Source organism: Streptomyces sp. NPDC037273 (assembly GCF_055603625.1).
This window is the reverse complement of sequence record NZ_JBVJVO010000015.1, coordinates 77,692-89,775: the sequence shown is the minus strand read 5'-3', so window position 1 is coordinate 89,775 and position 12,084 is coordinate 77,692. Positions and strand designations below refer to the sequence as shown.

The 12,084-nt window shown below is 72.6% G+C and carries 11 protein-coding genes; 7 read left to right on the top strand and 4 right to left on the bottom strand.

The annotated features are described in order from the left end of the window. Positions 1 to 75: 75 nt before the first annotated feature. Positions 76 to 1,584: a hypothetical protein gene (locus ACZ7G1_RS31125; RefSeq protein WP_470876761.1), complete on the top strand. Its 1,509-nt coding sequence runs from the start codon at positions 76 to 78 to the stop codon at positions 1,582 to 1,584. A 5-nt stretch (positions 1,585 to 1,589) separates the two neighbouring features. Here ACZ7G1_RS31125 and ACZ7G1_RS31120 read toward each other — a convergent pair whose 3' ends face one another. Next, positions 1,590 to 2,879 carry an ABC transporter substrate-binding protein gene (locus tag ACZ7G1_RS31120; protein ID WP_470876763.1) on the bottom strand — a complete coding sequence of 430 codons (1,290 nt, stop codon included), beginning with the start codon at positions 2,877 to 2,879 and terminating at the stop codon, positions 1,590 to 1,592. A 203-nt stretch (positions 2,880 to 3,082) separates the two neighbouring features. Between ACZ7G1_RS31120 and ACZ7G1_RS31115 the strand changes: the two genes are divergently transcribed. Together ACZ7G1_RS31115 and purU are read left to right on the top strand one after the other, a co-directional pair. Continuing rightward, a complete protein-coding gene (locus tag ACZ7G1_RS31115; protein WP_470877094.1) occupies positions 3,083 to 3,526 on the top strand; it encodes an SCO4402 family protein in 444 nt (147 codons plus the stop codon). A 150-nt stretch (positions 3,527 to 3,676) separates the two neighbouring features. Continuing rightward, complete coding sequence (purU, locus tag ACZ7G1_RS31110) at positions 3,677 to 4,528, top strand: formyltetrahydrofolate deformylase (protein ID WP_470876765.1); 852 nt, start codon at positions 3,677 to 3,679, stop codon at positions 4,526 to 4,528. A gap of 37 nt (positions 4,529 to 4,565) precedes the next feature. Here the strand turns inward: purU and ACZ7G1_RS31105 are convergent, their stop codons facing one another. Both ACZ7G1_RS31105 and ACZ7G1_RS31100 read right to left on the bottom strand, forming a co-directional pair. After that, positions 4,566 to 5,804: a maleylpyruvate isomerase N-terminal domain-containing protein gene (locus ACZ7G1_RS31105; RefSeq protein WP_470876767.1), complete on the bottom strand. Its 1,239-nt coding sequence runs from the start codon at positions 5,802 to 5,804 to the stop codon at positions 4,566 to 4,568. Then, the gene (locus tag ACZ7G1_RS31100; protein ID WP_470876769.1) at positions 5,801 to 6,382 is read right to left on the bottom strand and encodes a sigma-70 family RNA polymerase sigma factor; all 582 of its coding nucleotides are present in this window, start codon (positions 6,380 to 6,382) and stop codon (positions 5,801 to 5,803) included. The genes ACZ7G1_RS31105 and ACZ7G1_RS31100 overlap by 4 nt, the downstream gene beginning before the upstream one ends. Positions 6,383 to 6,563: 181 nt before the next feature. Between ACZ7G1_RS31100 and ACZ7G1_RS31095 the strand changes: the two genes are divergently transcribed. Continuing rightward, a complete protein-coding gene (locus ACZ7G1_RS31095; RefSeq protein ID WP_470876771.1) occupies positions 6,564 to 6,944 on the top strand; it encodes an STAS domain-containing protein in 381 nt (126 codons plus the stop codon). Here the strand turns inward: ACZ7G1_RS31095 and ACZ7G1_RS31090 are convergent. Beyond that, a complete protein-coding gene (locus ACZ7G1_RS31090; protein WP_470876773.1) occupies positions 6,913 to 8,424 on the bottom strand; it encodes a class I adenylate-forming enzyme family protein in 1,512 nt (503 codons plus the stop codon). The two genes, ACZ7G1_RS31095 and ACZ7G1_RS31090, sit on opposite strands and share 32 nt — an antisense overlap. A gap of 134 nt (positions 8,425 to 8,558) precedes the next feature. Here ACZ7G1_RS31090 and ACZ7G1_RS31085 point away from each other — a divergent pair, with 134 nt between their 5' ends. The 3 genes from ACZ7G1_RS31085 to ACZ7G1_RS31075 are packed head-to-tail and all read left to right on the top strand — an operon-like array spanning position 8,559 to position 11,815. After that, positions 8,559 to 9,797 (top strand): amidohydrolase family protein, encoded by a 1,239-nt coding sequence (locus ACZ7G1_RS31085; RefSeq protein ID WP_470876775.1) that lies wholly within the window; start codon positions 8,559 to 8,561, stop codon positions 9,795 to 9,797. Then, a complete protein-coding gene (locus tag ACZ7G1_RS31080; RefSeq protein WP_470876777.1) occupies positions 9,797 to 10,936 on the top strand; it encodes an acyl-CoA dehydrogenase in 1,140 nt (379 codons plus the stop codon). The genes ACZ7G1_RS31085 and ACZ7G1_RS31080 overlap by 1 nt, the downstream gene beginning before the upstream one ends. 9 nt (positions 10,937 to 10,945) lie before the next feature. After that, complete coding sequence (locus ACZ7G1_RS31075; RefSeq protein ID WP_470876779.1) at positions 10,946 to 11,815, top strand: acyl-CoA dehydrogenase family protein; 870 nt, start codon at positions 10,946 to 10,948, stop codon at positions 11,813 to 11,815. Positions 11,816 to 12,084: the final 269 nt, after the last annotated feature.

The window sequence follows — 12,084 nt, the reverse complement described above, 5'->3', positions numbered from 1 at the left end:
CACGTGTGTGCGGAGCCCCGGGCGCACCCGGTAGCGTGAGCCGACGATTCCGTAGGTTTATCAGTAGGAGTCCCGGTGACGCAGAACGGACAGGGTCCGGAGCCGCAGTACCCGGCGGTGCCCCCGGCGCACGACGGCGCCCGCGCGGGAGCACAGCCGTGGGACGGCGCCTGGGGTCCCGCCGGCGCGCAGCCGGGCGGGCAGCCGCTGCCGCCCGCGCAGCCGCTGCCCCCGGAGGCGGCGCCGGGCGCCGCCGCCGACATGCAGTCGACGCAGTACCTCGCGCCGATCCCGCCGCAGCAGGCCCCGCAGGCTCCTCAGGCCTTCCCGCACCAGGCGCCCCAGGGTGCCCCGCCCTTCCCGCCGCAGGCCTCGCAGGGCTTCCCGCAGCAGGCGGCCGCGCCGCAGCCCGGGTACGGCTACCCGCAGCCGGGCGCGCCGGCCGCCGACATGCAGGCGACCCAGCACATCGCGCCGGTCCCGGGCGCGCTGCCGCCGACGCGGGCCCCGCAGCCCGGGTACGGGTACCCGCCGCCGGCCGCCCAGGCCGCCGGGGACATGCAGGCCACCCAGTTCATCGCCCCGGTGCCGCCGCAGCAGGGCGGGGGCGCGGCGACCCAGTTCCTCGGCACGGGCCCGCTCCCGCAGCAGGGGACGCAGCAGCCCGCCGGGGTCGCGGGCGCCTCGGACGCGACCCAGTACATCGCCCCCGTACCGGCGCAGGCGCCGCCCGGTGAGCGGCAGCCCCCCGCGGAGTTCGACAGCCTCTTCCGCACCGAGGCGCCGCAGCCGCCCCGCGCCCCGCAGCCGGCCGCCCAGGGCTATCCGCAGCAGGCCCCGACCGCGTACCAGCAGGCACCTCAGCAGGGCTACCAGCCGCCGCAGGGGCCGGGCGGGCAGCAGTACGGCTACGAGGACGCCTACTACGACGACGAGCCCGCGCCGCGCCGCAAGTCGCCGGTCGCGCTGATCGCCGCCGTCGTCGTCGGCTGCGCGGTCGTCGGCCTCGGCGCCGGCGCGCTGCTCAGCGGCGGGGACGACGAGAAGGACCCCAAGGCCGGCGGGCAGAACGTGGCGGCGAGCTCCGCCGCGCCCTCCTCGGGCGCGCCCACCGGGCAGGCGGCCGACCCGGCGGAGCCGCAGGCCCAGGAGCTGAGCAAGCTGCTCGCGACCAGCAGCAGCAGCCGCGAGACGGTGATCAGCTCGGTCGCGTCCATCAACCAGTGCAAGAACCTCGACCAGGCCGCGAACGACCTGCGGGGCGCCGCGGAGCAGCGCCGCGGACTGATCACCAAGCTGCAGGCGCTGTCCGTCGACAAGATCCCGGACAACGCGGCGCTGACGGCGGCGCTCACCCAGGCCTGGCAGGCCTCGGCGGCGGCCGACGACCACTACGCGGCCTGGGCCGACCAGATGAAGGCCAAGAAGGCCTGCAAGGGCGGCAAGGCCCGGTCGACCAACCAGCGGGTCGCGGGCGACGCGAAGAGCGGCGAGGCCACCACGGCCAAGAAGAAGGCGGCCGGGCTGTGGAACCCGACCGCCGCGAAGTTCGGACTGGAGAAGCGGACCTACACCCAGCTGTAGCCGGGTCAGGGGGCGCTGAGGACGGTCTCGCCGACGTCGACGAAACCGGGCTTCTGCGCCACCAGCCGGCCCTGGCGCACCACCTGGAACGTCACCTCGTGGTTGACGATCCGCGGGAAGCCGGGGGCGCCGAGCAGGTCCTCGTACCTCCAGCGCAGGACGGGCGTCAGGCCGCCGGTGTCGATCCGCGCGCCCCGGTCGAGGGCGTGGCTGATCTTCTCGGCCGTGACGTCCTCCTCGTCGAGGCCCTCGACGACCTCCTTGAGGACCGTGTACGCGATCCAGGTGGTCTGGACGCCGGCGTCGGCCGGGTCGACCCGGTTGTCGGCGAAGGCGTGCTCCTGGATGACCTTGCGCATCGGCGCCCAGCTCTTGTCGTCCGCCTCCGGGTACCAGCCGGTGACGTAGGCGCCCTCGAAGGGGCTGTGGGCGCCGCCGGTGCGGTCGATCACGGGCTGGGCGACGCTGCCGAGGACCGAGGAGATGCGGACGGCGTTCTCCCGGCCGCCCTTCGCGTCGTTCCCGCCGTCCTTCCCGCCGCTCTCCGGGAGGCGGCGGAAGGAGTCGAAGAAGGTCTGGGTGCGCTCGCCGAGCACGGCGGTGACGCAGCCCGCCTCGTGGCCCGCCTTGGTGCGCGCCCGGTCGGCCTGCGCGGAGTACTCGGCGGCGTCCTCCTGGGCAGGGATGTCGACCGCGCTGCGGTGACTTGCCTTGCGGAGGCCGGAGTTGAGGAGTCCGGGCAGCTTGTCCCCGGCGATGGTGTCGGGCCGGACGAGGGAGACCCTGCGGCACGACTCGGCGAGCTGCATGCCGTGCCCGGCGATCAGGGAGGCCTGCCCGCCGTTGACGGGGTAGGAGAGCGGGCTCGTGAACTCGTCCTCCGAGATGCCGTAGCCGCCGATGTACGGGATGCCGGCGGCCTCCAGCGGGGCCATGAAGGCCCGGCCGTTCTGGCTGTACGAGCCGACGACCGCGACCGCCTTCTCGCGCACGGCGCGGCGGGCGCACTCGGCGGCGCCGGCCGAGGTGTTCTGTTCGTTGCAGGTGAGGACGCGCAGTTCGTGGCCGTCGATCCCGCCCTGTGCGTTGACCCACCGTGCGTAGGTCTGGGCCATGGCGGGCATTCCGGGCATGTTGGTCGCCCTGGTCTGGTCGGGAGCCCAGGTCATCACCGTGACGGGCTCCCTGGAGCCCCCCGTGGCTCCAGGGAGCATGCCGCACCCGGTGAGCAGTGACGCTCCGGTCGCTGCGGTCGTGACGTACGCGAGGAGTGGGGTCAGTCGCCTACCGGTCATGGGCATGCACATTTCCGCCTCATGGGTAACGCGGGAGTGAGCACGGTTCAACGATGGGTGACGTGAAGGTGAATTACGGGGGTCAGGGCCGGATGAGGAGGGGGCGAGTCCGCTTATGCCGCACGGGAACGTACGATCGAAACGTGTCCAGTCCAGTCTCCGGTTCGGTTAACTCTTCCCGTCGCGGCCGTCGCTCCTCCACCATGGGCGGCATGCCGCTCAACGACATGCCGTGGTGGCGCTGGCGCATCAACGTGCGTTCCGCGCTGCACATGCTCTCCGACCCCGGGTTCCACGAGACGACCTGGCAGGCCGGCCTTGACGGGTACGGCGACGTCACCGACGCCGTCTACCGCCTGGTCGAGGACACCTGGCTCGACAACTGGTCCGCCGAGAAGTACGTCGGCGCCGTCTTCCGGGACAGCGGCGAGGCCGCCCTCGTCGACGTCGCCGTCCTCCGCGTCCTGCGGATCATGCACCAGGTCGGACCCGACGCCCCCGTCTCCGCCTACCTCGAACACCCCGGCTGGCCCGAAGCCGTCCGCGCCGCCCGCGAGGCACACGTACGGATGGCACAGGCCGACGGCGACGACCCCGACGCGCCCCCGCGCACCCTCGACGTGATCCGCATCATGACCCGGTCCTGAGCGGCCCGCGCCCCGCTCGCGGGCGGCTCGCGTCCCGGGCTCGCGCACGGCTCGCGGCCGGCTCGCCCGGCGCTCGGGAAGCGTCCGAAACGCGTTCCGCCTGACGGACAGGGGGTCACCCGGCCCATCCCGGTGTGGCAGGCTGCCGGAATGACCGATCAGTATGTCCTCACCCTCTCGTGCCCCGACAAGCAGGGCATCGTGCACGCCGTGTCGAGCTACCTCTTCATCACCGGGTGCAACATCGAGGACAGCCAGCAGTTCGGAGACCGGGACACGGGTCTCTTCTTCATGCGCGTCCACTTCTCCGCCGAAGCGCCGGTGAACGTGGACAAACTGCGGGCCAGCTTCGCCGCGGTCGGCGACTCCTACGCCATGGACTGGCAGATCCACCTCGCCGACCAGCCCATGCGGGTCGTCCTCATGGTCTCCAAGTTCGGCCACTGCCTCAACGACCTGCTGTTCCGCTCCCGGATCGGCGCGCTCCCCGTCGAGATCGTCGCCGTGGTCTCCAACCACACCGACTTCGCCGAACTCGTCGGCTCCTACGGGCTGCCCTTCCGGCACATCCCCGTCACCAAGGACACCAAGGCCGCCGCCGAGGCCGAACTCCTCGAACTCGTCCGCGAACAGAACGTCGAGCTCGTCGTCCTCGCCCGCTACATGCAGGTCCTCTCCGACGACCTCTGCAAGCAGCTGTCCGGCCGCATCATCAACATCCACCACTCCTTCCTCCCGAGCTTCAAGGGCGCCAAGCCCTACCACCAGGCCCACGCCCGCGGCGTCAAGCTCATCGGCGCCACCGCGCACTACGTCACCGCCGACCTCGACGAAGGCCCGATCATCGAGCAGGAGGTCGAACGCGTCAGCCACGCGGTCACCCCCGACCAGCTCGTCGCCATCGGCCGCGACGTCGAATGCCAGGCCCTCGCCCGCGCCGTCAAATGGCACGCCGAACGCCGCATCCTCCTCAACGGCCGCCGCACCGTCGTCTTCGGCTGACCCGACCGACCCGCTGGACCGGGCCGCCGGACCGGCCCTACAAGCGGCTGAGGGTGGTGGCCGCCGTCAGGACGTCGTGGATCGCCTGGCGGTCCCCGTCCTGGCCGGCGGCGGCCTCGGACGGCGAGATGTGCCCGGCGACCAGCTGGCAGAACTCGACGCCGTCCATCGCGACCTGCGCGACGGAATGATCCGGGGAGCCGAGCGCGGCCGGGGAGTCCAGCGGGATGTACCAGTGGCCGCCGCCCGCGCCCTCGACCTCCAGATGCAGCGAGCGGCCCGGAGCACCCGCCGCGACCAGATGGCGCGCGGGCGCCGCGAGGCCCGAACGGCGGCGCGCGGCGAGAGCCGCCGGCAGCAGCCGCGCCGCCAGGTCGATCATGCCGTGCAGATGCGCACCGCTCGGCGGCGCGTACGGATAGGCGATCGCGTTCGCGATGTCGTCGGCGTGCACCCAGCACTCGAAGGCCCGCTCAAGGAGCGAGTCCCGCAGCGGCAGCGCGAAGTCCTTGTACGTCACCGTGAGGTCGGCGACACCGCGCCCCGCGAAGGACACCGTGCGGATCAGCGTGTGGCTCTGCTCCCGCCACGGATCCCGCAGCGCCCGGTTCGGCGGCCGGTCGAGCCCCGCCCAGAACGCCTCCGTCCGCTCCGTCGCCGACAGCTCCGGCACACCCGCGCCCAGCGGATCGTCGAGACCGAGCGCCGACGACACCAGACCGTCGACCGCCAGGAGATGGCCGATGACACCCGCGACGGTCGTCTTGCGCCGGACGACGCGGTCCTCCTCGTACCACTTCAGCCGCACCGGCGCGTGCCACTCGGACTCGCCGATGTCCCGCAGGAGCGCGTCCAGCCGGGCCGTCTCCGCGTCGTAGGGCGTCACCCAGTCGGGGACCGGGATACGGGCGGGCCGGCGGCCCAGGCAGTTCTCCAGGACCCGCGAGCGGAGCAGCGGGTCGAGGTCCAGGTCCCGGTCCTCGTGCAGCAGCGCGACCGCGTCCCGCAGCCGCAGCGCCTCGTCGGCGCACGGCGCGCACCCGGTGAGATGGTCCTCGACGGCCTTCGTCTCCGCGCTGGAGCACGCCGACAGCGCCCAGGCCCCGAGCAGGGACTTGAGCACCGCGTGCGACAGGGCCGGCGCCTCGGGTTCGACGTCGTCGACGGGCGCCGCCGGTGTCGCCGAGAGGTCCGCGTGGTCGTCGGCCGCCGCGCGCGGGCCCGGTATCCAGGGGGCGCGGGCGAGGCCGTCGGGGTCGTCGTTCGCCGAGTTCACAGGGCGGGTCCGTAGCCGGGCGGGGAGGAGCCGCCGAGGGGGCGGGTGTTGGCGGTGGAGAGGAGCTGCAGGCCCAGCCGGAGGCGGCGCCGGGCCTCGTCGTCGGTGACGCCCAGGTCGGCGGCGGTCTGGCGGTAGTCGCGCCGCTGGAAGTAGGCGAGTTCGAGCGCGGCACGCAGCGGGGCCGGCATGGACGTCACGATGTAGTCGGCGCGGGCCGCGACATTGGCCCGGCGGACCTTCTGCTCCAGCTCCTCGGCGGAGCCGAGCCCCGTCTCCGCGTAGGCCGTCGCCTCGGCCTGGCGCAGCCGGTGGACGGCCTGCCGCTGGGTGAGCCGGGCGACCCACGAGCGCATGTTGCCCTGCTTGGGGTCGTAGGCGTCGGGGTTCTCCCAGATGTAGCCGAACACCTCGCGGGTGACCTGGTCGGCGGCCGCGTCGTCGTCGAGGACGCGGTGGGCGAGGCTGTGCACCAGGGACGCGAACCGGTCGTAGAACTCGCCGAGCGCGGCCGCCTCCCCGCGCGCGAGCCGCTGCTGCATCCTGCGGTCCCAGCGCGGTGGTGTGTCCATCGCCATCCGACCCCTCCGCCCCTCCCGGTCCCAGGCCCCGCCTCTTCCCTTCCCAAAGTAGTGCGCCGCACCGACGACGTACGCCTGTTTGCCGCAAGTGCGCCCTTGACGCGGGTGCTGATGGTAAGGAACGCGTCATCCACCGGCCCAGGGGTTTCGCCCGGTCACGGCGGGGCAGGCGGCGTCCGTGACAGCGATCGAGGTCGACGAGGACGAGTACGGCTCCTGGACGGTTCTGCGCGTCCGGGGAGAACTGGACCTGGTCACCTCTCCCCGGATACGCCGCAGCGTCCACGACGCCGTCGCGGGCGGCCGGCACGACCTGGTGGTCGACCTGTCGGGCGTGCGGTTCTGCGACTCGAGCGGCGTCGGCGTCCTCATCGCCGCCCGCCGCCTGCTCCGCTCCTGCGGCGGCCGCCTCCGCCTGATCCTCCCCGGGGACGAGACCGGCTCCGGCGACGGCCACGTCGACCGCGTGCTCTCCGCGCTCGGCGTCCGGCGCCTCTTCGACGTGTACGAGGACGTGCCGGCGGCGCTCAGCGGGGCGCCGGGCCGAACTGTTCCCTGAGCCGGTACTTGAGCACCTTGCGCAGCGTCTCGTTGCGGGGGAGCGCGTCCATCAGCTCCAGCTGCTCGGGCAGCTTGTGGACGGAGAGACCCGCCTCCCGCAGGAAGGCCGTCACGGCCGGCAGGGTCAGCGGCTCCGCGCCCGGGGGCTGTTCGACGACGGCGCAGACGCGTTCGCCGCGTTCGGCGTCGGGGAGGCCGATGACGGCGGCGTCGCCGACGCCGGGGTGACGGTGCAGGAGGTCCTCGATCTCCTTGGCCGAGATGTTCTCTCCCTTCCGGATGATGATGTCCTTGATCCGGCCGGTGAGCACGAGATGGCCGGTGGGCGTCAGGTGCCCCACGTCACCGGTGACGAGGAAGCCGTCCTCGTCGAAGGCGGCGGCCGTCTGGGCCGGGTCCAGATAGCCCTGGCAGACGGCCTCGCCGCGCAGCCGGACCTCGCCGCCCTCGGTGATCCGTATCTCCATGCCGGCCGGCGGGCGGCCCTCGGTCGTGGCGAGGTTCTCGTCGGTGTCCTCCGGGTCGCCCATGGTGATCATCGGGACCTCGGTCATCCCGTACCCGTGGGTGAGCCGGCAGCCCAGCTCCTTCCGCACCGCGTGGTAGATCTCCGGCGGCTTGGGCGCCCCGCCCCCGGCGAGGAGCCGCAGCGTGGGGATGACGGGCTTGCCGGGCGTCTTGCGCTGCTCGGCGAGGAACATCGAGTAGAACGCGGTGGAGCCGCCGGCGACCGTCACCCCGTGCCGGTTGTACTCGTCGAGCGCGTCGGGCAGCGCGAACTGTTCGAACATCACGGCCGGGAACCCGTACAGCAGCAGCATCACCGTGTAGTCGGGCCCCGCGATGTGCGCGTACGGGAACGCCATCGACCCCACGTCCCCCTCGCCGAGCCGCAGCGCGTGCGCGAGGCACGCGCCGCCCGCGATCAGCGAACGGTCCGTGTGCAGCACCCCCTTGGGGTCGGAGGTCGTACCCGAGGTCCAGTAGATCCAGCGGACGTCGGTACCTGACGACGGCGGCGGAGGCAGCACGGCCGGGTCCCCGTCCGGCAGCTCCCCGTACGCCTCGAACACCCCCCGCGCCCCGAGCCGCCGCGCCATCTCCCCATGGTCGAACCCCCGCCAGACCCCCGGCACGGCGAAGTGCTCCGCCCCCGACTCGCGCAGCGCGAACCCCACCTCCTTGTCCCGGTAGAACGGGATCACCGGCGTCTGTACGGCCCCGATCCGCGCCAGCGCGAACGTCAGCACCGCCGTCTCGATCCTCGTCGGCAACTGCCACGCCACCACCGACCCCGCCCGCACCCCCCTCCCGTACAACCCCGCCGCACACCGCTCCGCCCGCTCCCGGAGCCCGCCGAAAGTGAGCACCCGATCGCCCTGCAGCAACACCGGCCTCTCCGGCGTGAGCACGGCCCGGCGTTCGACGAGCTCCCACAGCGTGCGGGACTCGCCCAGGGCGTGTGCGGTCTCGTTCATCCCGTACTCCTCACGGCTGACGATCCGTCAGATAGTCCGGTGAGCGTAGAGGCCCGACGCTTGTCGGTCCAGGGGTCCGGGGATAGCCTGAGAGCGTCAGATCTGACGGGTCATCAGAAACGGGAGAGGGCTCCATGACGGAACTGCCCCGCATCATCAGCGTCGACGACCACGTGATCGAGCCGGCCCACCTCTTCGAGACGTGGCTGCCGGAGAAGTACCGGGAGCGGGGGCCGAAGGCGCTCACGGCCGGGATCGGGGAGCTTGCGTATGTGGGGGGGAAGTACCAGATCACGATGGATCCGGAGGGGCCGCCTACGGACTGGTGGATCTATGAGGACCTGAAGTTCCCGTACAAGCGGAACATCGCGGCGGTGGGCTTCGACCGGGACGAGATGACGTTGGAGGGGATCACGCGGGAGGAGATGCGGCGGGGGTGCTGGGACCCCAAGGCGCGCCTCGCGGACATGGACCTCAACCACGTGGAGGCCTCGCTCTGCTTCCCCACCTTCCCGCGGTTCTGCGGGCAGACGTTCGCGGAGGCGCACGACAAGGAGGTGGCTCTGGCCTGTGTGCGCGCGTACAACGACTGGATGGTCGAGGAGTGGTGCGGGGACAGTGGGGGCCGGCTGATCCCGCTGTGCATCATCCCGCTGTGGGACATCGACCTGGCGGTGACGGAGATCCGGCGGAACGCGGCGCGCGGGGTCAGGGCGGTCACGTTCTCCGAGATCCCCACGCACCTGGGGCTGCCGTCGATCCACTCCGGCTACTGGGACCCCTTCTTCGCGGTCTGCCAGGAGACCGGGACCGTGGTGAACATGCACATCGGGTCCAGCAGCCAGATGCCGGCCGCCTCGCCCGACGCGCCGCCCGCCGTCCAGGCCAGCCTGAGCTTCAACAACGCGATGGCCTCGATGATGGACTTCCTGTTCAGCGGGGTCCTGGTCAAGTTCCCCCGCCTCAAGCTCGCCTACAGCGAGGGGCAGATGGGGTGGATCCCGTACGCCCTGGAGCGCGCCGACGACGTGTGGGAGGAGCACCGGGCCTGGGGTGGCGTCCGCGACCTGATCCCGGAGCCGCCGTCGACGTACTACTACCGGCAGATCTTCTGCTGCTTCTTCCGCGACAAGCACGGCATCGCCTCGCTGGACGTCGTCGGCCGCGACAACGCCACCTTCGAGACGGACTACCCGCACGTCGACTCGACCTTCCCGCACACGAAGGAGGTCGCGCTCGACCACGTGCGGGGCCTCGACGACGAGACGGTCTACAAGCTGATGCGCGGCAACGCCATCCGCATGCTGGGCCTCGACTTCGACCGGGACCTCAAGGACCTCAAGGACCTCAAGAACCTCAAGGGCCGGTCCTGATGGATCTCGCGTGCTCGGAGGAAGAGGAGGAGTTCCGGGCGCGGCTGCGCGGGTGGCTCACCGCCACCCTGCCGACGCTCCCGCCGAAGCCCGATCCGCTCGACTGGCCGGCCCGGCGCGCGTACGACTGCGGCTGGCAGCGCCGGCTGTACGACGCGGGGTACGCGGACGTGCACTGGGACGCGTCGCCGACCCAGCGGCTGATCTTCCTGGAGGAGACCGAGCTGGCGGGGGCGCCGTACGTCGGCGCGAACTTCGTCGGGCTCCTGCACGCGGGGCCGACGATCGCCGCCGAGGGTACGGCGGCGCAGCGCGAGCGGTGGCTGCCGCCGGTGCTGCGGGGGGACGAGGTGTGGTGCCAGGGGTTCAGTGAGCCCGGCGCGGGTTCGGACCTGGCCTCCCTGCGGACGAAGGCCGTGCGGGACGGGGACGAGTACGTCGTGACCGGTCAGAAGATCTGGACCTCGCACGCCGAGGTCGCCGACTGGTGCGAACTCCTCGTGCGGACGGACCCGGACCCGGCGGTGTCGAAGCACCGGGGGATCAGCTGGCTCGCCATGCCGATGGACGCGCCGGGCGTGACCGTGCGGCCGCTGCGGACGCTGGCGGGGTCGACGGAGTTCGCCGAGGTGTTCCTCGACGAGGTGCGGGTGCCGGTCGCGAACCGGGTGGGGGAGGAGAACGACGGCTGGCGCGTCACGATGGTGACGCTCTCCTTCGAACGGGGCACGGCCTTCGTCGGCGAGGTCGTCGCCTGCCGCCGGCTCCTGGGCGAGCTGGCCCGTACGGCGCGGAAGAACGGCACCTGGGACGACCCCGTGCTCCGGCGGCGGCTGGGCAGGCTGTCGGCCGAGTTCCAGGCCCTGTGGCGGCTCACCCAGGCCAACGTCAGCGAGGCGCAGGCGACCGGCGGGGTGCCGGGGGCGGGCGGCTCCGTCTTCAAGCTCCACTACTCGCACGCCCGCCAGGAGCTGTACGAGGCCGCCGCCACGGTCCTCGGGCCGGACGCGCTCGACCTCGACCGCGACTGGACCCTCGACCGGCTCTCCTCCCTCTCGTACACGATCGCCGCCGGCACCTCCCAGATCCAGCGCAACATCGTCGCCGAGCGGATCCTCGGCCTGCCGAAAGGTCGGTGACCCGCCCCCATGGACTTTCGACTGACCGAGGACCAGCGCGCCCTGAGCCGGGGTGTACGGGAGCTCCTGGCGCGCCTTTTCGACCGGGAGGCGCTGCGGGCCGCCGTGGACTCCGCCGGTTCACCGCGCCTCGACCGTGACCTGTGGCGGGAGCTCGGTGCGGCCGGGCTCTTCTCGCTGCGGCTTCCCGAGGCGGACGGCGGGGTGGGTCTGGGTCTCCCGGAGGCGGTTCTCGTCTTCGAGGAGGTCGGGAGGGTGCTGCTGCCGGGGCCGGTCGTGGCCACGCATCTGGCGGCGGGGGTGGTGCCGGGCGCGGCGGAGGGTTCCGTCGTGGTGACGGCCGCGTCGGAGGGTCTGGTGCCGTGGCTGGAGGAGGCGGACGTGGTGCGGGGGGAGGTGGCGGGTGCGGTGGCCTTGCGGTCGGTGGATCCGCTGACGCCGCTGCACCGGGTGCCGGAGCGCGCGGGCGCGACGGCGGGGGAGGCCGTTCTGCTGATCGCCGCCGAGCAGGTGGGCAGCGCCGGGCGGACCACCGAGATGGCCGTGGCGTACGCGGGGGAGCGGGAGCAGTTCGGGCAGGTGATCGGTGGCTTCCAGGCGGTGAAGCACCTGTGCGCGGGGATGTTCGTGCGGGCGGAGCTGGCGCGGGCGGCGGTGCGGGCGGCTGCGGTGACCGGGGACGCCGTGGAGATCGCGGGGGCGAAGCTGCTCGCGGACGAGGCGGCGACGGGGAACGCGCGGGACTGTCTGCAGGTGTTCGGCGGGATGGGGTTCACCTGGGAGGCGGACGTGCACCTGCATCTGAAGCGGGCGTGGGTGCGGGCGCGGCTCGGGATGACGGGGGCGCGGGCGGAGGAGGAGGTGGCGGCGGCGCTCTAGGGGGTGACGGTGCTCTGGCGGGTGACGGTGCTCTAGGGGGTGACGGTGCTCTGGGGAGTGACGGTGCTCCAGGGGTGTCCGAGCGGTCGCGGTGTGTGTTCGATTCGTGACGGAATGTCGATATCGGGTTGTGTCCTTCGGAGGGGCCGTCACGGCCCGGAGTCGGCCTCCGGCTCCGGTACTCTCCGTGGGATGCGCGTGCTCGTTGGCCCGGATCGTCCCGGTGTCGCCCCTGGGGCGGCCCCGTGGCCGGGAATGCCCGCCGTTCG

What these genes read in the sequence shown, in the direction of transcription:
- ACZ7G1_RS31115 (WP_470877094.1), top strand. Translation starts at nt 3,083, where the DNA reads ATGGGCGGCATGCCGCTCAACGACATGCCGTGGTGGCGCTGGCGCATC.
- ACZ7G1_RS31080 (WP_470876777.1), top strand. Translation starts at nt 9,797, where the DNA reads ATGGATCTCGCGTGCTCGGAGGAAGAGGAGGAGTTCCGGGCGCGGCTG.
- ACZ7G1_RS31100 (WP_470876769.1), bottom strand. Translation starts at nt 6,382, where the DNA reads ATGGCGATGGACACACCACCGCGCTGGGACCGCAGGATGCAGCAGCGG.
- ACZ7G1_RS31075 (WP_470876779.1), top strand. Translation starts at nt 10,946, where the DNA reads ATGGACTTTCGACTGACCGAGGACCAGCGCGCCCTGAGCCGGGGTGTA.
- purU (WP_470876765.1), top strand. Translation starts at nt 3,677, where the DNA reads ATGACCGATCAGTATGTCCTCACCCTCTCGTGCCCCGACAAGCAGGGC.
- ACZ7G1_RS31090 (WP_470876773.1), bottom strand. Translation starts at nt 8,424, where the DNA reads ATGAACGAGACCGCACACGCCCTGGGCGAGTCCCGCACGCTGTGGGAG.
- ACZ7G1_RS31120 (WP_470876763.1), bottom strand. Translation starts at nt 2,879, where the DNA reads ATGACCGGTAGGCGACTGACCCCACTCCTCGCGTACGTCACGACCGCA.
- ACZ7G1_RS31085 (WP_470876775.1), top strand. Translation starts at nt 8,559, where the DNA reads ATGACGGAACTGCCCCGCATCATCAGCGTCGACGACCACGTGATCGAG.